Source organism: Flavobacterium sp., from assembly GCF_040379285.1.
Taxonomy (GTDB): Bacteria; Bacteroidota; Bacteroidia; order Flavobacteriales; family Flavobacteriaceae; genus Flavobacterium.
In genome coordinates this window covers 15,277-40,117 of sequence record NZ_JBEILJ010000020.1, presented here as the reverse complement: position 1 = coordinate 40,117, position 24,841 = coordinate 15,277, and the positions used below count along the sequence as shown (strand labels likewise).

Here is a 24,841-nt window from a genome sequence, read left to right as displayed (position 1 = left end):
GGTATATCCTGTTGGACTTACAATTCCGTTAGCAACGGCGATGTAAGTTTCCCCACTGTTTAGGGTTACAGTCACATTGTACAAGCTTTGTGATACAGAGGTACTGTTGCCTGGAGCAATGTCGATGGTTAATGGCGCACCAGCGGGTACGGTTTCAAATTCAGTAGCGGTACGGAATTCAAAATCGTCAATAAATAGGGCACCGTTCACATACACGTCTACGGTTTGTGCGGCCAAGTCAGGCGAGTTGTGAATTACCTGCAAACGGGCTGTTTGAGCAAACGCTCCTACTGATGCAATAAGCAGAAGATTAAATAACATAAATTTTTTCATAGCGTTATAGTTTTGTTTAAAGATTTAAAATTAACGTTAATCAAAATAGGATATGTTAAATTCATATTAAACCTTCTTTTTTTACAATAATATTAGCAAATGTTTATCTTATAAGAATTTCATTTCTTTCACAAAAATTAAAGCAAGTTTGTTATTTTAGTTGTTTGGACGTTTAACAACTTATGATTTAGAGTAATTTATTAAACATTTCTTAATTTTTAGAAGTTAAATAGTTTTCTTTAATGATTTAAATACTTCTGATTGTATCATGGGATTCATTTGGGCCTCATTTATCCCAATTCTCGTTTTTTATTCCATAAAATCCGAAAAAATGTGAAAAATATATCGCCTTTTAAAATGATATTTTTTAATAAAATTGTATTTTTCGCCTTAAATTTTGCACAAACGCAATGCTATGAAAAAGTTACTCTTTGTTCTCATGCTTCTCATGGGTATGGGAATGCAAGCTCAAACGCCACTTACCTTAGAAGAAATTTACACAGGTGCTTTTCGCGCCAAAGGAATGGATGAGTTACAGGCGATGAAGTTGTCCAATCAATATACGGTGTTGAATACCGATCGCAGTTCCCGTAGTCAGCAAATAGACCTTTACGATTATACTACTTTAAAAAAGATCAGTACCCTTTTGGATACTAAAAATCACAAAGCCTTATCCGATGGTATCGACAGCTATACTTTTAGTTCGGATGAAAAACAAATTTTGATTGCCAACAATTCCAATCCTATTTATCGACATTCTTTCACGGCCGATTACTATGTTTATGAGGTTGCGACCAAGTCCCTTCGCAAAGTGTTGGAACAGGTGCAAGAGCCTATCTTTTCGCCGGATGGAACAAAAATCGCCTATGCCAAAAGCAACAATTTGTATATATATGACATCGCATCGGGGCAATCTTCAGCTCTAACTACCGATGGAGAAAAGAATGCCATCCTCAATGGGATTACCGATTGGGTGTATGAGGAAGAGTTTGCTTTTGTACGTGCTTTTGATTGGAGTAAAGACAGTCAAAAAATTGCGTTTATTCGGTTTAATGAGCGGGAAGTGCCCGAATTTTCAATGGATGTGTATGGCAAAAATTTGTATCCCAACCAAGAGCGTTTCAAATACCCCAAAGCGGGAGAGAAAAATGCATTGGTTTCGTTGCATATTTACGATGTAAAAACGGCTGCAAAGAAAGAAGTGAATTTGTCGCAATACAATGATTTTTACATTGCGCGTATGCGTTGGACCAATGATGCCAATGTGTTGTGTGCGCAAGTTTTGAATCGCCATCAAAACAATTTAGATTTATTGTTTATTGACGGAACCACGGCCGCGGCCCAAGTAGTGTTGAATGAAAAGGATAATGCGTATGTGGATGTTACTGATAACCTAACGTTTTTGAAAGACAACAGTTTTATTTGGACCTCCGAAAAAGACGGATGGAACCACATTTACCTGTATGATAAGACAGGAAAATTGAAAAATCAAGTGACCAAAGGCAACTGGGAAGTCACCGCTTATTATGGTTTTGATGAAAAAACGAAAACCGTTTTCTATCAATCCACCGAGAATGGTTCCACCCTGCGCGATGTCTACCGTATCGGCTTAGACGGCAAAAAGAAAGTGAAGTTGAGTAATCAAGCGGGAACGAGTGCAGCGACTTTTAGTCCCAATTTTGAATTTTTTATCCATTCGTATTCTTCTGCCACCGTTCCTCCAACCTATACCTTAAATCAAGCCAAGGATGGAGCGCAAGTACAAATGATAGTCGAAAATTCGGCGCTCACCGAAAAACTCAAAAAATACGATTTACCGACCAAAGAGTTTTTGGTATTAACTACCGAAAAAGGACACCAACTCAACGCCTGGATGATCAAGCCTAAAAATTTTGATGCCACCAAAAAATACCCTGTATTTATGTATCAATATTCGGGTCCAGGTTCGCAACAAGTGGCCAATGACTGGTTGGACACCAACGATTATTGGTTTATGATGTTGGCGCAACAAGGCTATATCACGGTTTGTGTCGATGGTCGAGGCACTGGATTTAAAGGAGCAGCTTTCAAAAAATGTACGCAAAAAGAATTGGGGAAATACGAAGTAGAGGATCAAATTGATGCCGCCAAGGTAATAGGTTCCTATGCCTATGTTGATAAAAATCGTATCGGTATTTTCGGATGGTCGTATGGCGGTTTTATGGCAAGCAACTGTTTGTTTAAAGGAGCAGACGTTTTCAAAATGGCGATTGCAGTGGCTCCCGTGACCAACTGGCGTTTTTACGACTCGATTTACACCGAGCGGTATTTACAAACACCTCAAGAAAACCCTTCGGGATACGATGAAAATTCACCCATCAACCATGTGAGTAAATTAAAAGGAAGTTTCTTGTTGATCCATGGAACAGCCGATGACAATGTACATGTGCAAAATTCAATGCAAATGATTGAGGCGTTGGTGCAAGCGAACAAACAATTTGATTGGGCCATTTATCCCGACAAAAATCACGGAATTTATGGTGGGAAAACGAGGTTACAACTCTACACCAAAATGACCAATTTTATAAAAGAGAAACTATAACTAACTAAAACCAATAATCGATTATGAGTGAAGTAGCAACAAAAGGAAGCCATCCTAAAGGCCTTTGGGTATTGTTTGGGACCGAAATGTGGGAGCGATTCAATTTCTATGGAATGCGCGCCATATTAACCTTATTCATGGTAAATTCATTACTAATCAAAGAAGCAGATGCCGCTATTATTTATGGAGGATTTTTAGCTCTTTGTTTCCTAACCCCATTGCTGGGGGGATTTATATCCGATAAGTATATCGGTAACCGATACAGTATAATGTTGGGGGGAACCCTAATGGCTATTGGACAGTTTTTGTTGTTTATCAGTGCCTCAACGTTTGATAGCAGTTTAGGTGGTGCCAAGTTATTCATGTGGATTGCCTTGTTTATTATCATCTTTGGAAATGGTTTTTTCAAACCCAATATTTCTTCCATGGTGGGAAGTTTATATCCCAAGCAAGAAAAAAACAAACTAGATTCGGCTTTCACCATTTTCTATATGGGAATCAATATCGGTGCTTTTTTGGGTCAATTCATTTGTCCTTGGGTAGGGGATGTAAAAGATGCCGAAACGGGAGTGCGTGATATTTTTGCATTCAAATGGGGCTTTTTAGCCGCCTCTATTGCAATGATCATCGGGACTATTACATTCTTTTTGTTGAAAAATAAGTATGTGGTTACCCCTGAAGGTCGTCCTATTGGTGGATTGCCAAAGAACAATGATGCCAATGATTTTGAGGAGGGTGAAACAAAAACGGCCCAATTTAAAGGGTCATCCATTGGGATTGCTTTCGTTGTTTTTGGGATTCTATTCTTCGTTTTCCGCTATATATTGGTTGGCGAGTTCGGATTCTCCTCTGTCGAAATGGGCCAGTTGATTAAAGGGATTATTTATCCTTTTATTTATTCTGCAGGGATTTCATTGGCATATTTAATTATGAGTTCAGCGGAAACAAAAATTGAACGCCAACGTATTTGGGTGATTTATATCGTTTCTTTCTTTATCATTTTCTTTTGGGCTGCTTTTGAACAAGCGGGTTCCTCTTTAACTTTTATCGCCGATAATCAAACGGATCGTAATATTTTCGGTTGGAACATGCCTCCTTCGATGGTGCAAATTTTCAATGGAGTATTTGTAGTAATGATGGCTTTGCCTTTTAGCTTGTTGTGGGATAAGTTGCGCGCAGCTGGTAAAGAGCCTGTGTCTCCAATGAAACAAGCTTTTGGATTGGCCTTTATCGCATTGAGTTATTTTATCATCGCACATAATGTAAAGGATTTAGGAAATTCAGGCTTGTTGGCCATTAAATGGTTGATGTTATTGTATTTCATTCAAACGCTTGGCGAATTGTGTTTATCTCCCATCGGATTGTCGTTGGTGGGGAAATTAGCACCAAAACGTTTTGCTTCATTATTGTATGGGGTGTTCTTTATTTCGAATGCTGCGGGCTATGCCTTGGCAGGGTCGTTGGGGGCTATCATTCCTGCTACTGGAGATAAGTATTTGAAAGCTGAAAAGTTAGGGTTCAATTTACAGGAGGTATTAGACAAGAAAGTAACATTAACTCCTGAACAAATAGCCTTATTTGAAAAAGAGCAACTTCCCATGGAACACACTTCATTTGCGGGCTTCGAAATCCACAACTTATATGAGTTCTTTATGGTGTTTGTGATTTTATGTGGAATTGCCGCATTGATTTTAGCCTTATTATCGCCTCGTTTGAAAAAAATGATGCACGGAATCCAGTAATTGGATTAAAAAATATTTTTATATCTTTCAAACCTACAAGTACTGCTTGTAGGTTTTGTTTTTTAACTCAATACTTATGTGGAAAAGTCATCCTAAGGCCTTGCCTTACTTGTTTTTATCGGAAATGTGGGAGCGTTTCGGATATTATTTAATGATCGGTATTTTTACCTTGTATCTCAAAGATGTAGAAGCAGGATTTGCCATGACCGAGAAAGAGTCCTCCGATTTGTACGGAACCTTTATCGCATTGGTTTTTTTAACACCTTTTATCGGGGGATTAATCGCCGACCGTTATTGGGGGTATAAAAAATCGATTGTTATTGGCGGACTCATGATGGGTGCGGGTTACATGATGATGGGAATTCACAGTTTGCCCATGCTTTATGTGGCGATGACCCTTGTTATTCTTGGAAATGGATTTTTCAAACCCAATATTTCCACGCTTTTAGGAAACTTTTACAACGATGATCAATACAAAGAAAAGAAAGACGAAGGATACAATATTTTCTATATGGGCATCAATATTGGGGCGTTTATTTGTAACTTTTTTGGCGCTGCTTTTAAAATTCTTTTCGGTTGGCAATATGCCTTCATGGCTGCAGGTGTAGGGATGTTAATTGGAGTTTTAGTTTTCATTCTAGGCTCTAAACATTACGGTGATAAAACGGATAAAAAAGGAGAACAACCTGGGGATATGCCGTTTAGTAAAATTGTGCTGTACATCCTTTTACCTTCCGTTGTATTTGGCGTAATAGGTTGGATGTTGAAGGGCACTTTTTCTGAAACCAACACCGATAGTTACATCTTCGGATCCGATAGTACCGATGCCTTCATTTTTGCGTGTATTCCTGTAATTTTCTTTTACGGAAGTTTATATTTTAAAGCCAAAGCTGAAGAAAAACGACCCATTGGAGCCTTACTCTCCATTTTTGCTGTTGTCATTTTGTTTTGGGCGGTATTCAAATTGAATGGATCGGCCTTAAACAATTGGGGCGATAAATATACTGACCGCGAATTAACGGGCACAGCACAGCAAATCGGATCGAAATTAGTTTTAGTCGATACATTACATTACAAGAAGGACAGCGTTGCCTTATATGATGAATATTTCCGTATTCAAAAGAAAGATGGCGAAGTTGTAAAAACGGTCGATTATCCTTTATACTTCCGGAATGTAGCTCCAGAAAAGAAACCACAAGAAGAAGCCTCCGTTTACACCTGGTCGTCCAATTTGAGTCAGTCCATCAATCCCGGGTGGGTGATTCTACTAACGCCTTTGGTGGTAGCTTTCTTTACCTTTTTACGTCACCGACAAAAAGAACCTACAACCCCTACCAAAATTGCATTCGGATTATTGATTTCGGCCTTGTCCGTATTGGTCATGGTCGCGGCTGTAAAGGCAGGACAAAATGGTGCTGAAAAAGTATCCGTTTGGTGGTTGGTAGCCAACTATGGTGTGATCACTATTGGGGAATTATTTTTGAGTCCGATGGGGTTGTCGGTGGTATCCAAGTTGAGCCCCCGTAATATCACTTCCTTAATGATGGGCGGTTGGTTTTTGGCAACTTCTATCGGTAATAAATTGTCTGGGGTATTAGCGAGCATGTGGGACAGTTACGAAGACAAATCCAATTTCTTCTGGCTAAATTTTGCCTTGCTTTTATTTGCCGCCTCTCTGATGTTTATTCTTTTAAAACGATTGAACGCGGTGATGCGTGAAAATGGAATTCGCTAATGGAGACAACGATCGAACAAATACAAAATTTTAAAGGAAAATACCCAAAACAACTGTGGTATTTATTCTTTAGTGAAATGTGGGAGCGCTTTAGTTTCTACGGCATGCGTGGTATGTTGGCCGTATTTATGGTGAGTCAGCTGAATATGAGTGAAACAACCGCCAATTTACAATATGGAGCTACCCAAGCCTGGGTGTATGCCTTTACATTTATTGGAGGGCTGTTTGCCGACAAAATATTAGGTTTACGCAGGTCCTTGTTTTGGGGAGGAATTCTAATGATCATCGGCAGTGTAATTCTCGCTATTAGTCCCAAAGAGTTATTTTTCACTGGAATCGGCTTTACCATTGTGGGAACGGGTTTTTTTAAACCCAATATTTCCTCTATGGTTGGACAATTGTATCGAGACAATGATCCTCGACGTGATGCGGGATTTTCATTGTTTTATGCTGGGGTAAATTTAGGAGCATTAATCGGTGGTTATATCTGTATTGCTGTGGCTAACGGATCTATGTGGAGTTCCTTTGTGGCTGAAAACTTGCGTTGGAATTATGCGTTTGGTTTTGCCTCAATTGTTATGATTATTAGTTTACTGACCTTCACGCAAACCCAAAAAAGTTTGGGCGAGATTGGATTGTCGCCGCTGACCCATTTGGAGGTTTCAAAACGTAAAGGTTTAGAAGTTGGAACCTATATTGCTTCTTTGATTTTTATTCCAATTATCATAAAAATGGTGGCCAATACAACGTATACCGATTATTTCATGATGATTATTGGACCTTTATCGGTAGTTTATCTTTTTTATGAAATGAAGAACTTTTCGAAAGCAGAAAATTTAAAGTTAGTAGCGGCCCTTATTTTTATTGTTTTCTCTATTTTCTTTTGGGCTTTTTTTGAACAAAGTGGAGGCTCCCTAAGTTTGTTTGCCGCCAATAATCTACAAAATACAGTGCTCGGAATCGAATTAGATCCCAATGGAGTAAACAATTCTGCCAATTCTCTATTTGTAATTGTTTTCGCCGCTCTAGTCGGTATGCTTTGGATTTGGATGGCGAAAAAGAAAATCGAACCCAATACGGTTGTCAAATTTGGATTGGGGTTCTTGTTTTTGGCAGGAGGTTTTTGGGTATTTTATTATACTAAATTCTTCGCTAGTCCCGATGGAAAGACTTCTTTAGATTTATTCACTTTGGGTTGGTTTGTCATCACCTTTGGTGAATTGTGTTTGTCTCCTATTGGAATGAGTGCGATGACCAAGTTATCCCCGCAAAAGACACAAGCTGTGATCATGGGAATGTGGTTTTTGGCAAGTGCCTACGGACAGTATTTTGCTGGCTTACTTGGAGCAGGTATCGCCGAAGCCTCCAAAAATTCGACCAATCTTCAGAAACTCAACACCTATGCTGACGGCTACCAACAACTGGCACTCTACGCACTGATTGCCGGCGTTGTACTTATCGTTATTTCGCCTTTGGTCCGAAAATTGATGCAGGATGTGAAATAATTTGTAACTTTCGAACGTAAATTACTTTTGTTATGAAAAAAATTATACTTGCTTTTTTGTTACTCACAGGACTTCAATCCCTACAAGCGCAAGAAGGATTAACATGGCACACCGACATCAACAAGGCTATCGAACTTTCCCGCAGTGAACAAAAACCCTTGTTCTTATTTTTCACTGGAAGCGATTGGTGCGGTTGGTGTATCCGTTTGCAAACGGAAGTTTTTAAAAAACCAGAATTTATCCAATGGGCCAAGGAAAAAGTAATCTTGGTTGAACTCGATTTCCCACGACGCACCCCGCAAAACGATGCATTGCGTCAACAAAATATGCAATTGCAACAAGTCTTTCAAGTGCGAGGGTATCCCTCAGTGTATTTGGTAAAACCCACCGAGGTCAATGGTAAAACCAATTTTGAACAGTTAGGTCAAACCGGCTACGTGGCAGGTGGCCCTGAAAAATGGTTAGCAGGCGCCAATGAAATGCTAACGCGCTATGTGCCCGACCCGAAACCCAAAAAAGACAAAAAGAAAGCTTAAAATACGCTAAACGATCCCTTTTCTGAAGTATCATGAAAAGGGATTTTTAGTTGGTAACAGCATTCTTTCCACGATTTTCGAAAATGATACCCGTTGCTTCCATCAAGCACAACCCAATCTGGGCGATTGCGTCGTAACCACGATTCAGGGCCACAACGCGGATTATTGGTCACAATTAAAATATGAGGGCGAACTTTTGGGAAACGCCCTTTTTCATCGACCAATGCTATTTTTTTTCCGTTTAGCCAAAATCGATGTTGCCGCAAGTCTTGCATTGTAGCAGGTGCAATCCATCGGGAAAAAGCAAACGCTTCAAGGGTAGTGAAGTCGGTTTTATTTTTTGCTAAATACAGATATTGATGGTGCTTTTGCTGTGCAATTAAAGTAGCTTTTCGTTGATGGAAAAGAATCCATGCCTCTTCTTGCCAATGGTAATGCCGAATTCCGAAAATCGCCAATTGAAAAACCAATATACTCCCTAAGAAATTCCTGCAACTATAGAAGTTCCGCCGTTCTACCGCAAAGATTCCCATCACGATTATACCATACAAAAGGAGCATAGCCGTCAGATTCATCGGAATGTCACTCCATACCATTTCTTCTTGTTCTGCGATTGTGCGGATAATCCTATTCATAAGGTCCAATGCCCACTGCAATAATTTAAATAAGGGCGACCAAATCCAGTTTAGATACGCCATCAAAACGCTTATAAGTCCCAAACCCATCAATACGCCCATTCCCGGTAATAAAAGTAAATTAGTCACGAAGAAAAGACCCGGAAATTGATGAAAGTAATACAATGACAGGGGCAATGTTCCCAATTGTGCTGCCAATGAAACAGATAGTAAGTCGCGCACATACCTCCCTATTTTGGAGCGCGGTGACCAAAGATTTTGCAAAATAGGATGCAACCAGAGGATAAAAAAAACAGCCGTATAACTCAGTTGCAATCCCACATCCCATAGCGCATGGGGTTCCCAAAGTAAAATAAGAAATAGAGAGGTAAACAAGGTGTTGTAACTGTTACTGCTCCGTCGCAGATACGCTCCCACGGCGAGTCCCGAAAACATCACCACCGAGCGCAACACGGAGGGAGCTAACCCAGCTAAAAATCCAAAGGACCAAAGTCCAAGGATGGCCATGACAATTTTTACACGTCGATACCGTCGGGTGTTGGGAAAGGGTTTGAGCAGCGTTTGTATAAAAATCAGCACAAAACCCACATGAAGTCCAGAAACCGATAAAATATGTACTGCACCCGCTTTTTGATAGGCTTGAATTAGATCGGCATTCATATCTTGCTGTTGCCCCAAAATCAGCGCCATAACGAGAGCCAAATCCGATTCATTCAAGTGTTTTTTTAAACGTTGATGCACCGTTTGTCGAATCCCATCGGCTATAGAGGAGATACTTTTTTGGGGAGGTGCAAGCGATTTTGAATTGGAGACCAAGAGTTGACCATACCAATGTTTGTTTTTTAAATAGGCGCTATAGTCAAATTGCCCCGGATTAACAGCGGGTTGCAAAGGAAGGAAAACTCCCGTTATGCCGTACAACCCCCCAATGGTGTAGTTTTGCTTGTTTTTCGGAAAACCCACAATAATTTTTCCAACCGTTTTTTGACCGTTCCACTGGTATGCCTCTGCCACATAACGGGTTCGCGTTGTAGAGGTGCGTAATTGTGATTCTAATGTAACAACGAGGGAGCAGGATTGCGATTTTTTTAGGAAATGCGAAAAGTGATTGGGATTTCGTTGTGGATTGTCCATCGCGATTCGCATCCCGCCGATACCCACAAATATCAGTAATAGCAGGCCTCCAAGCGAGTACGGTGGCGCTATAAATTTTCGTGTACAATAATGGATGACTCCTACGGTAAGCGCTGAAAAAAGTATACCGCATGCCCATAGAACTGGGGGAACAACAATAAGTTTCCCGAGAAAAAGTCCAATAATAAAGGCGAGGGTAACTCGAATCAGCGGAAATTGAATGGCTTTCATATTCCGGCATTTAGATGTTACGATTTACTCGATAACCCTATTCACCTGTGCAAAAGTTCGTTGATAGTAAGGCTCTTTGATGGAGGAGACAACAACGCCTAACTGAGTTGACGAATGTACAAATTTTATTTCATCTGCCGATACTTCCGTAATCATTCCCACATGATTTATGGTACGGCGTCCATTCGTTCGGAAAAAAATTAAATCTCCACGGCGGTATTCATTTCGATCCAACACCCGACCTACACGGGCCATATCGTGTGAACTGCGCGGGAGAATAATATCGAATGTTTTAAAGGCTGTAAACATCAAACCACTGCAATCAAATCCGTTGCGACTCGTTCCGCCACCGCGATAGGGCGATCCAAGATAGTCCATGGCATTATTGATCAATTGCTCGGTAAGGTAAGGCGTGTCATCACTGGTAACCACAATATCCTCGTCGTTTTGATCCAGAATTAGGGGCGTTTTCTTGGGTTTATTTTCCGAAATACCCTCGGGCTCTCGAACAACGGTAATTGTTTTTACTTTTTTGGGTGTAGTTGCGGGAGTTGGATTGGCTGTTGTTGCAGCGACTCCTATATTACTTTTGGGTGTGTATGGCGTGTAAATTTTCTTTTTTTGCGCTTCTTTTTTGGAGGTAACAATAGCCGTTTGGTTGGGTTTACAGGAAACCAAAACTAGTGCGACGATGATATAATTCCAAACTTTATGCAAACTCAAAAATTTTGGCAAAGATAAAACAAAGCCAGCTAAATTAGGCTGTTAAAATGTTCCTAATATGCTGCGCCGTTCTTTGGCTAGCGCCTCCACCGCCTAATTTTTGTTCCAATTCAATATAGTTTTTGACCATATTTTCGCGCTCTGGTCCCGATAGAATTTGCGTAAGTTCGACATGTAAACGCTCGCGATTGAGATCGTTTTGAATCAATTCCGTGACCACAGGTTGATCCATAATTAAATTGACCAACGAAATGTATTTTAAAGTGATGATTCTTTTGGCAATTTGATAGGATATGGGATTGGCTTTGTAACAAACGATTTCGGGAACTTTAAAAAGGGCGGTTTCAAGCGTGGCTGTGCCCGAGGTGACCAAAGCCGCATGTGCGCAGGATAGTAAGTCATAGGTTTGATTCGCTACAAATCGTACCCGCTCTGAATCCAAGAATGGGGCATAAAAAGCATAATCCAAACTCGGAGCTCCAGCAATAACAAATTGGTATTCGGGAAAGTCGGGAACAACCGACAGCATAATTTCAAGCATTTTGGAAATCTCTTGCTTGCGACTCCCAGGCAATAATGCGATGATGGGTCGGTCGTCTAATTGGGCTTGGGTTCTAAACAATTTTTCATCGGTAGGGTTGCGTTGTTGAATGGCGTCCAATAGCGGATGGCCTACAAAATGCACTGGATACCGGTGTTTTTGCTCAAAATAGTCTTTTTCAAAAGGTAAAATTACATACAACGCATCGATATCGCGCTTGATTGCTTTGATACGGTTTTCTTTCCACGCCCAAATTTGAGGGGCAATGTAGTAATGGGTACGAAATCCTTGCTGTTTCGCCCATTTGGCAATACGCATATTAAATCCAGGATAGTCGATAAACAATATGACATCGGGTTGAAAAGCCTGAATGTCTTTTTTGCAAAAACGAATATTGTTTAAAATCGTCCCCAAATTCATCACCACTTCAGCAAATCCCATAAAAGCCAAATCGCGGTAGTGTTTGACCAAAGTGCCACCCACCGCCTGCATCAAGTCACCACCCCAAAAACGAATTTCGGCCTGTGGGTCCTCGTTCAAAAGGGCTTTCATTACATTGGAACCGTGTAAATCTCCCGAAGCTTCGCCTGCTATGATATAGTATTTCATGGGTTAAAAAAATAAGGTGGAAAGGGTGAGTGTCGCTACGGCAATAATGATTCCGTACCCCATCGCTTCTTTTTTTCGCGACAGCAAAATAAAAAAGGGGAGCAGATTCAACAACGAACCCAAAGCGATGTGTTTTCCCAATAAATCCCTATTTTGAAGGGATTGCCACTGAAAATTCGGACTTAAAAAGGAAAAAAGTAAAGCGACCAAAAGCAAGCCTACGCCAGTGGTAAGTAAACCTAGTGCAAAGCCTAGTATAAGTTCTTTTTTATTCATTTTCGAAATTCCAACGGTTTAATATAGGAATGGCATGGTGTGCAGTAAGGTCAAATTGAACGGGTACGATAGAAACAAACCCTTGTGCAAGTGCCCATTCATCGGTGTCTTCCCCTTTGTCTAAATTAATAAATTCACCCGTCAACCAATAGTATTCCTTTCCAAAGGGTGATAAGCGTTTATCAAATTTTTCTTGCCAATACGCATGCGCCTGTCGGCAAATACGAATTCCTTTAATCGCCTCGGCAGGAAGATTAGGGAAGTTCACATTCAACACGGTGCCCGATGGTAATCCTTCCTCAAGTACCCGTTGCACAATGCTTCGAATGTATTTTTTTGCGGGCTCAAAATTGGCTTCCCAACTGAAATCTTGCAACGAAAAACCAATAGCAGGAATCCCCTCGATGCCGGCTTCAACAGCAGCGCTCATGGTTCCCGAATAAATCACGTTAATGGATGAATTGGAACCATGATTGATACCCGATACGCATAGGTCAGGCTTCCGTTTGATCAATTCATGCACGCCCATTTTGACACAATCCACGGGAGTTCCTGAGCAACTGTAAGCTGTTATGTCTGCGCCAAACGGACTCACTTTTTTTACATGCAACATGTCATTCACAGTAATGGCGTGACCCATGCCACTTTGGGGACTATCGGGCGCAACGACTACTACTTCACCCAAGGTTTGCAAGACCTCAATTAGGGCTCGAATTCCCGGGGCTGTAATACCGTCGTCGTTGGTGACTAAAATCAAAGGTTTGGATTCCATAATTCAATTTGAAGTTGTAACAAAAGTACATATTTTGGGACTCATTGGGTACATTTTTCCTAACTTTGGGTCGTTGTATGAGTTTAACAAAAATTTAGATGGTATTCCATCGGGATGGCATGATTTTTTATATAATTTAGGAACACTTAATGAATGCAATTGTGAGTTTTATGAAAAGACATTATAAAAAAATCCTTATTGTGCTGATTGCAGCCTTGGGGTTATGGAGCTTTATTCCTAAATCGAAAGATGGTGATACTGAAAAAGATAAATTGCTAATTGAATTATTAACCTACGTTATTGAAAAAGGGCACTACAGTCCCTCAGAAATTAATGATACCTTTTCAAAAGGAGTATATAAAGAATATATCGAAGCTTTGGATCCTTCAAAACGTTTCTTTTTGCAATCGGATATCGACGAATTTGCGCAATATGAAACCAAAATTGACGACCAAATTGTCAATCGTGACCTTACGTTTTTTAACCTGACCTACGATCGGTTGATTCAGCGTATGGAGGAGAGTCGTGCCTATTACAAAGAAATTTTAGATAAACCCATTGACTATAAAGTGGATGAGTCCATAAATACAGATTATGAAAATGCGCCTTATTGCAAAAATGTTGCCGAATTGAAAGAGCGTTGGCGTAAGCAAATTAAACTTTCTACTTTGGCTTCATTGGTTGAAAAGCAAAAACTTCAAGAAAAAGGTACTGATAAAAAAGAGGTTAAAGTTGAAGTAAAAACCTACGAACAACTTGAGAAAGAAACCCGTGAGAATGCCTTAAAATCGTTGAATGAGAATTTTGACTTCATCAAAGACCTAACCCGTACGGATTGGTTTTCGGTGTACATTAATGCCATAACGACACGCTTTGATCCGCACACCTCTTATTTTGCCCCCGAAGACAAAGAACGCTTTGATGTGAGCATGAGTGGAAAATTAGAGGGTATTGGAGCACGATTGCAAAAGAAAAACGATTACACAGAAATTACTGAGTTGATTTCTGGGGGTCCAGCTTGGCGCGGTAAAGAATTGGAAGCCGGTGACGTGGTCCTCAAAGTGGCTCAAGGTAATGGCGAACCCGTGGATGTAGTGGGGATGCGTTTGGACGATGTGGTGAAAAAAATCAAAGGTCCAAAAGGAACCGAAGTTCGACTAACCGTTAAAAAACAAGATGGTTCTTTAAAAGTAATTTCTATTATTCGCGATGAGGTTGAAATCGAGGAAACGTATGCTCGTTCAAGTATCGTTGAGAAAAATGGCGTAAAATATGGGATTATTTATTTGCCAAAATTTTATATCGATTTTGAAAATAAAGACAGTCGTGATGCAGCCAAAGATGTGGCCATTGAAGTCGAGCGTCTCAAAAATGCAGGAGTTGAAGGATTGATTGTCGACGTTCGTGACAATGGGGGAGGTTCCCTTAAAACGGTGGTGGACATCAGTGGTCTTTTTATTGACCAAGGCCCCATTGTTCAAGTGCGTTCTGCCGCAGGGCGAAAAGAAGTATTGTACGATCGTGATCCAAAAGTGGCTTGGGATGGACCGCTTGTCATCATGACCAATGAGTTTTCAGCATCAGCCTCTGAAATTTTAGCTGCAGCTATGCAAGACTATAAGCGGGCTGTGATTGTGGGAAGTAAGCAAACCTATGGCAAAGGAACGGTTCAAAATGTAATCGACTTGAATCAGTTTGTTCGCGGAAGTACTGTGGGTGATTTGGGCGCTTTAAAAACGACAACTCAAAAATTCTATCGAATTAACGGCGGTTCAACCCAATTGGAAGGCGTGAAAAGTGATGTAGTTATGCCCGACAAATACGCGTATTTGGAAATGGGTGAGCGCGACATCGATAATGCAATGCCTTGGGATAAAATCGACCCAGCTCCGTATAAAACTTGGACCAACCAGCCGAATTATGAATTTGCTTTGGCCAAAAGTAAAAATCGAATCACTACCAGTCCGCAATTGAAACTAATTGATGAAAATGCAAAATGGTTGGATAATCGCAACGACATCACCACCTACAGTTTGCAAATCGACAAATACAAGCAGGAGCAAAAGCAATTGGATGAAATGAATAAAAAGTTCAAAGCGATTGCTGAATATAAAAACAATTTCGAATTTAAGTCCTTGCCCAATGAAGAGGAACAAATGAAAACCGACGTAACGTTAAAAGAAAAACGCGACCGTTGGCATGAAAACCTCTCCAAGGATATTTATATTGAGGAAGCCATTCACGTCTTGGACGACCTACAAAATGGAGCTAATAAAGGGGTATCCAATAAAGTGAAAAAAGAGAAAATATTAAAGTCATAAAAAAAGACCCAAGTTAATCGGGATTTTTTTATCTCAGTTTACTCAACTTGGCTTGCGTCTTTCCTAAGTCTTTTTTTTCCTCAGCAATGCGTTCCTGTTGCTTTTGGATTTGTTATCTTATCTTTGGTTATTGCTTCCGTTGACAAACGATTTTTGTCAATGTCACGATTCAATCTTTTTGCATTTTTTTAGCCTTTTCTGTCCTTTTGACAACCGTTTCTCAGCTTTCGATACCAATGCAGTTACGTTATCAATTTTATCTTGCGTTCTTTCCATTTTTCGGAGATCTTTTTCAGCTTTGGGATTAAATTTTTCCATTTTGGCCATGGCTTTTTCAAGCGATTCTTGTTGCTTGCGCATTGCTAATGAATCGGTGAGGGGTTGTTACGTATGAAGCGGGGTAAGACCCAAGGCGCAGGCTCCGAAGGAATATGAGTTTTTTCATAGGGTAATTTGATTAGTTACCCTAAATGCTGCTATTAATAAAAGATATATGATAAATGGTGTTGAATATTCTTACCATTCATTTACCTTGTTGGCATCCATTTTTAGGAAGATAAAAAGGAGAATGGTAAAGCCCCAGAGTCCTGATCCCCCATAGGAAAAGAAGGGTAGTGGCACTCCAATCGTGGGAAATATTCCAATAACCATGGCAATATTCACAAAAAAGTGAATAAATAAAATGCCTGCCACACAATACCCATACACCCGACTAAACTTTGTTTTTTGTCGTTCTGCCAAGTAAATAATGCGTAAAATTAATCCCGCAAAAAGTGCGATAACCATTAGGCTTCCCAAAAAGCCCCATTCTTCTCCTACTGTAGTGAAAATGTAGTCCGTGTGTTGCTCGGGAACAAATCCCCCTTTGGTTTGTGTACCTTCCAAATATCCTTTTCCAAACCAACCTCCCGAACCTATGGCAATTTCCGATTGGTTGGTGTTATACCCCACTCCTTTTAAGTCCACCTCTTTCCCTAATAAAATATTAAAACGATCGCGGTGGTGTTGTTTAAATACATTATTAAACACAAAGTTTACCGAAAACGTAAAAGCAGTAACCATAAAAAACATGAGAATGCTGGCAAAAATATTGCGGTCAACCAATCGACTGCGGTAATAATTAACCACCAAAGCCAACGCAGTAAGTCCGATCACGATATAGGGATTATTCGTCGCCAAAGTGAGGATAAACAAAAGAATGGCGATAAAACCCGTAACCAAATACCAACCCGGCAATCCTTCGCGGTATAAAACAAAAAAGAAAACAAAATAGATCAACGCACTTCCCGGGTCGGGTTGAGGAAGGATCAACATTACCGGAAGAAAAACGATAAATAAGGCTTGTAATTGCCGTTGCATTTCCCGGAGGTTGACTTGTACGTCGCTCAAATACTTCGCCAATGCTAAGGAGGTCGCTGCTTTGGCAAACTCCGAAGGTTGTAAGGTAAAACTACCGATACCATACCAACACCGCTGTCCAGCGATAACTTTTCCAAAGGCAAACAAACCCAGTAAGGAGAGTAGTGAGACGGCAAAAATAATAATCGAATACTTCTCGTAGAATTTAGCTTCTACCGCCAAAACCGTAAATATGATGGGGATAGAAAATAAAATGAACAAAAACTGTTTTCCATAGATTTGGCTGACATCAAAGATAGAGGCATCTTCAGGAGCTCCCGACAACGAGGACGAATAGATGTTTAACCATCCTAAGATGACCAAAACAAAATAGATAACGATACTAATCCAATCGATGTTGCTGGTGACGCTTTGGTTTCTCATGGGACTGTTTTACGTAGCGTATCGGGTTTGACTTCGGGTTTTTTGCCGGCAATAGAATCTTGTCGCTTTTTCACTTTAAAGAGGCTGTCTTTTACGCGTGCATTTAAAATACCAATACTATCTTGGTGTTTTTTGGGATATAATTTTTGGTATTGATCTTGTAAACTTCCCTGAAGCATTCGCTTTTCAAAGTCGGCGCGCGTAATTTTTCCTTTCAGGTATTTTTCAATCATCAAGGTGGCAATCGGACCCGCCCATCGTTTTCCCCAATATCCATTTTCTACAAACACAGCGATAGCAATCTTAGGGTTGTCTTTGGGGGCAAAAGCTACAAAAATAGAGTGGTCTTGCAATTTGGTTCGCTTGCCGTTGATCACCATAAAGTTTTCAGCAGTTCCTGTTTTTCCGCAAATTTCAATCCCTTCTACACCCAATCCTGAAGCCGTACCCCCAGGGCCATACACCGCATGCATCCCTTCAATAATAGGATCAAAATACTTGCGATCGATGGTGGTTTGATGCTTTTCTCGAAATTTGGGGTCAATGGAGCCGCCCTTTATTTTTTTGATGATATGAGGTGTGTAATAATAGCCGCGATTGGCAATGGTAGCCATAAAATTAGCCAATTGCAAAGGACTCATCAATACTTCCCCTTGGCCAATGGCATTGGAAACAATAGTTTTTCCATCCCATTTCCATCCTGCATAGGTACGATTGTATATTTTGGAAGTAGGGATATTTCCGCGAACCCCAATAGGTAAGTCATAGCCCATAAAATCGCCCAAACCAAAACTGCGAAGATGCTTCGCCCAAAGGTCAACCCCATAGCCATGATCATTGTATTTATTGATCAAACGGATGTACGAACTGGAGAAAAAGGTGTTACACGACTCATAAATGGCCCGATGAAGTTGCACAGGACCCCCCGAACAGTGGCAACGCATAAATCGTCCGCGGGCATAACTAAATCCGTGGTTACATACAAAACGCGTACTGTCACTAATCACACCTTCCTGAAGGGCGACTAATCCGGTTAAGATTTTAAACGGAGAACCTGGGGTATATTGCGCCAACAACCCCCGATCATATAAAGGCTTGGCAATCGAATCGCGGTAAAGGGTATTATAGTTTTTTGAACGTTGGCGCCCTACCAAAAGCGCAGGATCGTAATTGGGCGAAGTGACTAAGGCCAAAATTTCCCCCGTTTTGGGTTCAATAGCCACTATACCTCCCCATTTATTGGTCATTAATAACTCGCCGTATTCTTGCAAATCGCCATCAATCGTGAGGGTAATGTCACTTCCTTGTTTGGCAATCGTATCGTATTTCCCCTCTTTATACGATCCGATTTCGCGATTGAACTTGTCCCGTAAAATGTGTTTTACCCCTTTTTGTCCCCGAAGTACTTCCTCATAACTTTGTTCAATCCCTTGTTTTCCAATCAAATCGCCAGCTTTGTAATACGGGTTGCTTTTGATGATGGCCTCGTTTACTTGGGTGATAAAACCAAATACATTGGCGCCATAACTCACTTGGTAATCGCGAATAGAGCGTTTTTGAATGTAAAACCCATTGAACTTGCGGATTTTCTCTTGAAATGCTGCGTATTCCAACTTGTTCAATTGGGGTAAAAAAACGGAAGGAAGCATCGGACTGTAGACGCGGGCTTTTTCTAAACGTTTGATGAAAAAGGCTTTGTCAATATCCAATAAGCGGCAAAATTCAAGGGTATCAATATTTTTTACTTCTCGAGGAACGACCATGATGTCATACGAGGGTTGATTGGCAATCAGTAGTTTTCCATTACGATCATAAACATAACCACGTTCGGGATAGTCGTATTTGATTTTTATCGCATTATTTTCTGATTTCAGCTTGAACGAATCATCAATAACTTGCAAATAGAAAATACGAATCAATAACAATGCAGCCGTTATGATTACCAAAGAGGGAAGTAATACCTTTCTCATCGTTTACTGGGCTTGATTAAGTAAATGATCAAAATGCACAAAATCACGGTAAACAAAGTACTTACAAGGGTGCGCACCAAGATACTCCAGAAGAATTCCAAAGTAAACACCTCGAAAAGGAATAAAGTCAAATGATGCACCGCCACAGCAATCAATAAAAACGAGAAACGTTCAGGCGTTAATACATCGTTCAATTTAACCGTTTGGTATTCGTAACTTAAACCAAAGGAAAACTTAAATATCGAAGGTCGAATATACGCCAACATCAAGCAGGCCGCTGTGTGAACACCTCCCGAATTACAAAACAAATCCATGAGAATCCCCAAGAGAAAACTAGCGGCTAGCAATCCGTATTTATTTCCATTCACAGGGAAAAGAATAATAAATAAAATGTAAGGATACGGGTTGATGAAACCAAGGAAGTTAATGTTGTTAAACACCACAACCTGCAACAAAAGGAGCAACACAAAGCGAGCCAAATTGAAAAGTAAACTACTACTGTTCATTGTTTTTTTGTGTTTTCTTTTCTAAGGTTAATATTTCCTGACGATCCCGATTGCGAATAATATACACATGACCTAAACTCGTCATGTCATTAAACAATCGAACATCAAGGGTATAGTAGTTCGTTTGATCATCGGTGTAAATTTTTTCAATGGTGCCGATGTTAATGTTTTCAGGGAAAATGGTGGATTGTCCACCAGTGACAATGGTGTCGCCTTTTCGAACCGAGGCTAATCGGGGAACATCAATCAACTGAACAAATCCTGTATTTTTTCCATTCCAAATCAAAGAACCGATATGATTGGATTTCTTGATTTTGGCATTGATAGGAGATTCTGTATTCAAAATACTCAAAACAGTCGTATAGTTGGGCGACACATTCTCAACGATACCTACGATTCCTAGACTATTAATCACACCCATCTCGGGGCGAATTCCGTTTTTGGCTCCCGAATCTAAAGTCAGGAAGTTAACCTGAGCGCTGTAGGAGTTGTGAATGACTTTGGCAACAATTAAATCTGTTTTTTTAACGCCTTTGATGGTGTCCAACAAAGGAATTTTTAACGTGTCTTTTCGATTGAATAAAATACTTTTCAATCGAGCATTTTCAAGAGCTAGTTCTTCGTTTTTCGTGCGAAGATTAAAGTATTCGTTAACGTTATTGATTTGTTTGTAAACACCTCCCGTCAAAAAATTAGCAGAACTGATGACTTTACTTTTGTGGTAGGAGTGAGATTGAATAGTCAACGAAATGGCTGTCGCCATAAGCAGCAAAAACAGCATACGATAGCTGTTTTTAAATATAAAATTAAAGATTTGCTGCATGAGTTTCGCTAAAAATTCCTATTCCTATTCCGTAATTAAGTGTTCTAAAATTAGTAAAAAATCAAATTACTTGATAAGAATACTTCTGTATTTCGGAATGTTTTTTAACGCCATTCCAGTTCCTCGAACTACTGCTTTAAGCGGGTCTTCGGCAATATATACCGGAAGGTCAGTTTTTAAAGAAATTCGCTTATCCAAACCACGTAACATTGATCCACCACCGGCTAAATAAATCCCGGTATTGTATATGTCAGCGGCAAGTTCTGGTGGCGTTTGCGAAAGCGTCTCCATAATTGCATCCTCGATTCGTTGAATGGATTTGTCTAACGCTTTGGCAATTTCTCGGAAAGAAACTTCAACCTGTTTGGGTTTCCCCGTCAACAAGTCACGTCCTTGTACCGACATATCATCGGGAGGTGATTCCAACGAATCCGTGGCTGCACCAATTGTAATTTTAATTTTTTCAGCGGTAGTTTCCCCAACAAACAAATTATGTTGGGTACGCATATAATAAATAATATCGTTTGTGAAGACGTCACCAGCAATCTTTACTGATTTGTCGCAAACAATTCCCCCCAAGGCAATCACCGCAATTTCAGTAGTTCCCCCACCGATGTCCACAATCATATTTCCTTTGGGTTGCATAATATCAATCCCAATCCCGATAGCTGCTGCCATAGGTTCGTGAATCAAATACACTTCTTTTCCATTCACGCGCTCACAGGATTCTTTTACCGCACGCATTTCCACCTCTGTAATCCCCGAAGGAATACAAACCACCATGCGTAAGGCAGGTGTAAACATTTTTTTCTTTAAAGCCGGAATACTTTTGATAAAGGCTTTAATCATTTCTTCAGAAGCGGCAAAATCTGCAATAACACCGTCCTTTAAGGGGCGAATGGTTTTGATGTTTTCATGCGTCTTCCCCTGCATCATATTGGCTTCTTTACCAACCGCAGTAATTTTTCCCGTAATCCGATCGCGCGCTACGATAGACGGACAGTCGATGACTACTTTGTCATTATGAATAATTAGGGTATTAGCGGTACCAAGGTCAATTGCGATATCCTCGGTCATGAAATCGAAAAATCCCATACGATGTTACAGGGTGTTAGTTTGTTATTTATTAATCACCCAACAAAAATAATAAAATTAATGTTTGAAATGACGCGTTCCTGTAAATACCATAGCAACATTATTTTCGTTGCAATACGCAATGCTCAATTCATCTTTTATCGAACCGCCCGGTTGAATTACCGCAGTTATTCCTGCATGATGGGCAATCTCTACGCAATCCGGAAATGGGAAAAACGCATCACTGGCCATCACTGCTCCATGAAGGTCAAATCCAAACGACCGCGCTTTCTCAATGGCTTGACGAAGGGCATCAACGCGAGAGGTTTGTCCCGTACCCGAAGCAATCAATTGACCGTTTTTGGCCAAGACAATGGTGTTGGATTTGGTGTTTTTACAAATTTTTGAGGCAAATAATAAATCCTCTACTTCTTGTTCGGTCGGCTTCGTTGTAGTCACGTAATTAAGTCCGTTTTTGGTGTCGGTGACCGCATTTTGATCTTGAACTAAGAGACCATTTAAACAGGTTCTAACGTGTTGTTGGGGTAACGCAGTAGGGTGTTGCACCAAAAGTATACGATTTTTCTTTTCTTGCAAAAGAGCAAGGGCCTCAGGTTCAAAGGAAGGCGCAATGACAACCTCGCAAAAAAGTTGGTTTATTTCTGCTGCTGTCGCTTCTTCAATGGTGTTGTTGGCTATTAATACGCCACCAAAAGCTGAAGTAGGATCGCCTGCTAAAGCCTCTAAATACGCCTCTTTCATGGTTGCGCGGGTAGCTAAACCACACGCATTATTGTGTTTTAGGATGGCAAAAGTAGGAGCGCTGTCCTTAAATTCTAAAATTAGATTAACCGCAGCATCTACGTCCAAAAGGTTGTTATATGATAATTCTTTACCGTGAACCTTGGTAAATAATGCGTCAAAGTCACCAAAGAAAAACCCTTTTTGATGTGGATTTTCACCGTATCGCAGCGTTTGGCCTTGATCGGAACTCATTTTAAAAATAGTATCTTCTTGGTTGAAATAATTAAAAATAGCCGTATCGTAATGCGAAGAGGTGTGAAAAGCTCTGGCTGCCAAAAATTGCCGCTGCTCCAAAGTCGTACTTCCTTTGCCCGATTCTAAAAGGTCTAAAAACAAGCGATATTCCTTTACCGAAGGCACAATTACCGTATCTTTAAAATTTTTGGCGGCTGCACGAATGAGCGAAATTCCACCGATATCAATTTTTTCAATAATATCTGCAGCAGAAGCTCCCGAAGCAACGGTTTTTTCAAAAGGATATAAATCCACAATGACCAAGTCCAATTGCGGGATGTTATACGTTTGCATTTCTTCCACATCCGATGCATGGTCTTGACGGTTCAAAATGCCCCCAAAAATTTTAGGATGTAAGGTTTTTACACGTCCTCCTAAAATGGGAGGATAATCGGTCACATCTTCAACGGGAATGACAGTAATTCCTAGGTTTTTAATAAATTCTTCGGTGCCGCCAGTAGAATATAATGTAACATTTAGCTCGTGAAGTTTACGAACGATGGGCTCGAGACCGTCTTTCGAAAATACCGAAATCAGGGCCGACTGAATAGGTTTTGTAGTCGTCATGTTGTTGTGTTTAGTAAGGCGCAAAAGTAGCGTTTTTTCACCCTATTTTTCAAGTGAATTTTAAAATAAAAAAGAAGATTTTGTCTCGCTTGTAACAATTGCCGATAAACCGCTACTTATGGAGTGTAAAGACAAAAGTTGTATGCTTTTATACCTTCGGTTACTCAACGAAAGTTTCGGATTTGCGATGAATGCGTTGCGCAACAACAAATTGCGCACCTTTCTTTCGTTACTGGGGGTTACCATCGGTATTTTTTCTATCATCGCCGTATTGGCAGCCGTAGATTCTTTAGACCAAAAAATCAAAAAAGAGTTAAGCAGCTTAGATAAAAACACCATTTATTTATTCAACGATACCTTTGGTCCTTCGTCCGTACCCGCTTGGAAACGCGAGCAATTTCCGAATGTTAATTATGCTGAGTTCGAATACTTACAAGACAACTTACCCGATGCAGCTCAAATGTCGTATCAAATTTTCTTAAAATGGGAAAATGTGAAATACGAAGACAAAACCATGTCCAATGTTAATGTTGTGCCCGTTACCCATACATTCATTGATATTCAAGGTTTTGAGTTTACTGAGGGTCGTTTTTTCAACGCATCAGAGTCCAATTCAGGGGCTACGGTGGCGGTTATAGGTGCCGAATTGGCCGAAGGGCTTTTTGGGACGTTAAACCCTTTGGGTAAACAAGTGCGCATGTACGGACAGCGGTTTACCATTGTTGGGGTTTTAGAGAAAAAGGGCGATGGAATGTTCGGAAATGACGATACCTCAATTATCATCCCCGTTAATTTTATCCGTCGGGCTTTGGGCGAAAACAAATCGATGACGCCGGTTATTGTAATCAAACCTGTTAAAGGGGTAGATATGGAAGCTTTTAAAGCCGAATTAACCCAGAAGTTGCGCAATTACCGTGGTATGAAAGTTGACGAAGACAATAATTTCTTTATCAATGTTTTTTCTGGATTTACCGATTTAATCGATGGAATTATTAGCTCGATGAACATCGGTGGGTGGATTATTGCGGCTTTCTCGTTGTTGGTCGGCGGATTTGGAGTGGCCAATATCATGTTTGTTTCCGTAAAAGAGCGTACTAACCTGATTGGGATTCAAAAATCATTGGGAGCCAAAAACCGATTTATCCTTTTTCAGTTTCTTTTTGAAGCTGTCATTCTTTGTCTTTTCGGGGGATTGATAGGAATCGGCTTGGTTTGGATGCTCACTATTCTATTGACTTCCGCCTTGGATTTTGAATTTATTCTAAGTATTGGTAATGTTTTAAAAGGAACAGGTTTGGCCGTATTAATTGGAGTAATTTCTGGAATTCTGCCCGCTATTTCCGCCGCACGATTAGACCCCGTGGAAGCCATTCGCAGCGGAATGTAATTTGTATTTGTGTTGGTTTG

21 protein-coding genes are annotated in these 24,841 nt (G+C 40.3%); 8 read left to right on the top strand and 13 right to left on the bottom strand.

Going from position 1 to position 24,841, the window contains the following annotated elements:
- Window positions 1-333: DUF4397 domain-containing protein (locus ABWO12_RS06170; RefSeq protein ID WP_353087891.1), on the bottom strand; the 333-nt coding region annotated here is incomplete at its 3' end.
- Window positions 334-772: 439 nt separating this feature from the next.
- Between ABWO12_RS06170 and ABWO12_RS06165 the strand changes: the two genes are divergently transcribed.
- From ABWO12_RS06165 to ABWO12_RS06145, 5 genes are all read left to right on the top strand, one after another.
- Window positions 773-2,914 carry a S9 family peptidase gene (locus tag ABWO12_RS06165; RefSeq protein WP_353087894.1) on the top strand — a complete coding sequence of 714 codons (2,142 nt, stop codon included), beginning with the start codon at window positions 773-775 and terminating at the stop codon, window positions 2,912-2,914.
- Between the two features lie 23 nt (window positions 2,915-2,937).
- Complete coding sequence (locus ABWO12_RS06160; protein WP_353087890.1) at window positions 2,938-4,656, top strand: peptide MFS transporter; 1,719 nt, start codon at window positions 2,938-2,940, stop codon at window positions 4,654-4,656.
- Between the two features lie 76 nt (window positions 4,657-4,732).
- Complete coding sequence (locus tag ABWO12_RS06155) at window positions 4,733-6,391, top strand: peptide MFS transporter (RefSeq protein ID WP_353087889.1); 1,659 nt, start codon at window positions 4,733-4,735, stop codon at window positions 6,389-6,391.
- Window positions 6,391-7,896, top strand: coding sequence for a peptide MFS transporter (locus tag ABWO12_RS06150; RefSeq protein ID WP_353087888.1), 1,506 nt, complete (start codon window positions 6,391-6,393; stop codon window positions 7,894-7,896). Before ABWO12_RS06155 ends, ABWO12_RS06150 begins: the two co-directional genes overlap by 1 nt.
- Window positions 7,897-7,928: 32 nt before the next feature.
- On the top strand, window positions 7,929-8,432 hold the full coding sequence (locus tag ABWO12_RS06145) for a thioredoxin family protein (protein ID WP_353087887.1): 504 nt from the start codon (window positions 7,929-7,931) through the stop codon (window positions 8,430-8,432).
- On the opposite strand, the gene ABWO12_RS06140 is transcribed toward ABWO12_RS06145, so the two are convergent.
- Genes ABWO12_RS06140 through surE form a run of 5 tightly spaced genes read right to left on the bottom strand, consistent with a single transcriptional unit; the run spans window position 8,429 to window position 13,353 of the window.
- A complete protein-coding gene (locus ABWO12_RS06140; RefSeq protein WP_353087886.1) occupies window positions 8,429-10,432 on the bottom strand; it encodes a ComEC/Rec2 family competence protein in 2,004 nt (667 codons plus the stop codon). The two genes, ABWO12_RS06145 and ABWO12_RS06140, sit on opposite strands and share 4 nt — an antisense overlap.
- 24 nt (window positions 10,433-10,456) lie before the next feature.
- Complete coding sequence (locus tag ABWO12_RS06135) at window positions 10,457-11,149, bottom strand: C40 family peptidase (protein ID WP_353087885.1); 693 nt, start codon at window positions 11,147-11,149, stop codon at window positions 10,457-10,459.
- A 40-nt stretch (window positions 11,150-11,189) separates the two neighbouring features.
- On the bottom strand, window positions 11,190-12,305 hold the full coding sequence (lpxB, locus tag ABWO12_RS06130) for a lipid-A-disaccharide synthase (protein ID WP_353087884.1): 1,116 nt from the start codon (window positions 12,303-12,305) through the stop codon (window positions 11,190-11,192).
- 3 nt (window positions 12,306-12,308) lie between these two features.
- Window positions 12,309-12,581 carry a hypothetical protein gene (locus ABWO12_RS06125; RefSeq protein ID WP_353087883.1) on the bottom strand — a complete coding sequence of 91 codons (273 nt, stop codon included), beginning with the start codon at window positions 12,579-12,581 and terminating at the stop codon, window positions 12,309-12,311.
- Complete coding sequence (gene surE / locus ABWO12_RS06120) at window positions 12,574-13,353, bottom strand: 5'/3'-nucleotidase SurE (protein WP_353087882.1); 780 nt, start codon at window positions 13,351-13,353, stop codon at window positions 12,574-12,576. The genes ABWO12_RS06125 and surE overlap by 8 nt, the downstream gene beginning before the upstream one ends.
- On the opposite strand from surE, the gene ABWO12_RS06115 reads away from it, so the two are divergent.
- Entirely contained in the window at window positions 13,343-13,540 is a 198-nt protein-coding gene (locus ABWO12_RS06115; RefSeq protein ID WP_353087881.1) for a hypothetical protein, read from the top strand. The two genes, surE and ABWO12_RS06115, sit on opposite strands and share 11 nt — an antisense overlap.
- On the top strand, window positions 13,503-15,674 hold the full coding sequence (locus tag ABWO12_RS06110; protein WP_353087880.1) for a carboxy terminal-processing peptidase: 2,172 nt from the start codon (window positions 13,503-13,505) through the stop codon (window positions 15,672-15,674). The genes ABWO12_RS06115 and ABWO12_RS06110 overlap by 38 nt, the downstream gene beginning before the upstream one ends.
- Before the next feature lie 162 nt (window positions 15,675-15,836).
- On the opposite strand, the gene ABWO12_RS06105 is transcribed toward ABWO12_RS06110, so the two are convergent.
- The 7 genes from ABWO12_RS06105 to purH all read right to left on the bottom strand — a co-directional run bounded on the left by ABWO12_RS06105 (window position 15,837) and on the right by purH (window position 23,434).
- Window positions 15,837-16,034 (bottom strand): hypothetical protein, encoded by a 198-nt coding sequence (locus ABWO12_RS06105; protein ID WP_353087879.1) that lies wholly within the window; start codon window positions 16,032-16,034, stop codon window positions 15,837-15,839.
- 156 nt (window positions 16,035-16,190) lie between these two features.
- The gene (rodA, locus tag ABWO12_RS06100; protein WP_073361568.1) at window positions 16,191-17,456 is read right to left on the bottom strand and encodes a rod shape-determining protein RodA; all 1,266 of its coding nucleotides are present in this window, start codon (window positions 17,454-17,456) and stop codon (window positions 16,191-16,193) included.
- Window positions 17,453-19,426: a penicillin-binding protein 2 gene (gene mrdA / locus ABWO12_RS06095; protein ID WP_353087878.1), complete on the bottom strand. Its 1,974-nt coding sequence runs from the start codon at window positions 19,424-19,426 to the stop codon at window positions 17,453-17,455. Before mrdA ends, rodA begins: the two co-directional genes overlap by 4 nt.
- Window positions 19,423-19,932 carry a rod shape-determining protein MreD gene (locus tag ABWO12_RS06090; protein WP_353087877.1) on the bottom strand — a complete coding sequence of 170 codons (510 nt, stop codon included), beginning with the start codon at window positions 19,930-19,932 and terminating at the stop codon, window positions 19,423-19,425. The genes mrdA and ABWO12_RS06090 overlap by 4 nt, the downstream gene beginning before the upstream one ends.
- Complete coding sequence (gene mreC / locus ABWO12_RS06085) at window positions 19,922-20,755, bottom strand: rod shape-determining protein MreC (protein ID WP_353087876.1); 834 nt, start codon at window positions 20,753-20,755, stop codon at window positions 19,922-19,924. The genes ABWO12_RS06090 and mreC overlap by 11 nt, the downstream gene beginning before the upstream one ends.
- Window positions 20,756-20,821: 66 nt before the next feature.
- On the bottom strand, window positions 20,822-21,850 hold the full coding sequence (locus ABWO12_RS06080) for a rod shape-determining protein (protein WP_353087875.1): 1,029 nt from the start codon (window positions 21,848-21,850) through the stop codon (window positions 20,822-20,824).
- A 57-nt stretch (window positions 21,851-21,907) separates the two neighbouring features.
- A complete protein-coding gene (gene purH / locus ABWO12_RS06075; protein WP_353087874.1) occupies window positions 21,908-23,434 on the bottom strand; it encodes a bifunctional phosphoribosylaminoimidazolecarboxamide formyltransferase/IMP cyclohydrolase in 1,527 nt (508 codons plus the stop codon).
- Between the two features lie 142 nt (window positions 23,435-23,576).
- Here purH and ABWO12_RS06070 point away from each other — a divergent pair, with 142 nt between their 5' ends.
- Window positions 23,577-24,821, top strand: a complete 1,245-nt coding sequence (locus ABWO12_RS06070) for an ABC transporter permease (protein WP_353087893.1) — start codon at window positions 23,577-23,579, stop codon at window positions 24,819-24,821.
- Window positions 24,822-24,841: the final 20 nt, after the last annotated feature.

Bases quoted from the DNA above. Each gene is read 5' to 3' on its own strand.
- ABWO12_RS06165 (WP_353087894.1), top strand. From the start codon at position 773: ATGCTTCTCATGGGTATGGGAATGCAAGCTCAAACGCCACTTACCTTA.
- ABWO12_RS06160 (WP_353087890.1), top strand. From the start codon at position 2,938: ATGAGTGAAGTAGCAACAAAAGGAAGCCATCCTAAAGGCCTTTGGGTA.
- ABWO12_RS06155 (WP_353087889.1), top strand. From the start codon at position 4,733: ATGTGGAAAAGTCATCCTAAGGCCTTGCCTTACTTGTTTTTATCGGAA.
- ABWO12_RS06150 (WP_353087888.1), top strand. From the start codon at position 6,391: ATGGAGACAACGATCGAACAAATACAAAATTTTAAAGGAAAATACCCA.
- ABWO12_RS06145 (WP_353087887.1), top strand. From the start codon at position 7,929: ATGAAAAAAATTATACTTGCTTTTTTGTTACTCACAGGACTTCAATCC.
- ABWO12_RS06140 (WP_353087886.1), bottom strand. From the start codon at position 10,432: ATGAAAGCCATTCAATTTCCGCTGATTCGAGTTACCCTCGCCTTTATT.
- lpxB (WP_353087884.1), bottom strand. From the start codon at position 12,305: ATGAAATACTATATCATAGCAGGCGAAGCTTCGGGAGATTTACACGGT.
- ABWO12_RS06125 (WP_353087883.1), bottom strand. From the start codon at position 12,581: ATGAATAAAAAAGAACTTATACTAGGCTTTGCACTAGGTTTACTTACC.
- surE (WP_353087882.1), bottom strand. From the start codon at position 13,353: ATGGAATCCAAACCTTTGATTTTAGTCACCAACGACGACGGTATTACA.
- ABWO12_RS06110 (WP_353087880.1), top strand. From the start codon at position 13,503: ATGAATGCAATTGTGAGTTTTATGAAAAGACATTATAAAAAAATCCTT.
- ABWO12_RS06105 (WP_353087879.1), bottom strand. From the start codon at position 16,034: ATGCGCAAGCAACAAGAATCGCTTGAAAAAGCCATGGCCAAAATGGAA.
- rodA (WP_073361568.1), bottom strand. From the start codon at position 17,456: ATGAGAAACCAAAGCGTCACCAGCAACATCGATTGGATTAGTATCGTT.
- mrdA (WP_353087878.1), bottom strand. From the start codon at position 19,426: ATGAGAAAGGTATTACTTCCCTCTTTGGTAATCATAACGGCTGCATTG.
- ABWO12_RS06090 (WP_353087877.1), bottom strand. From the start codon at position 19,932: ATGAACAGTAGTAGTTTACTTTTCAATTTGGCTCGCTTTGTGTTGCTC.
- mreC (WP_353087876.1), bottom strand. From the start codon at position 20,755: ATGCAGCAAATCTTTAATTTTATATTTAAAAACAGCTATCGTATGCTG.
- ABWO12_RS06080 (WP_353087875.1), bottom strand. From the start codon at position 21,850: ATGGGATTTTTCGATTTCATGACCGAGGATATCGCAATTGACCTTGGT.
- purH (WP_353087874.1), bottom strand. From the start codon at position 23,434: ATGACGACTACAAAACCTATTCAGTCGGCCCTGATTTCGGTATTTTCG.
- ABWO12_RS06070 (WP_353087893.1), top strand. From the start codon at position 23,577: ATGCTTTTATACCTTCGGTTACTCAACGAAAGTTTCGGATTTGCGATG.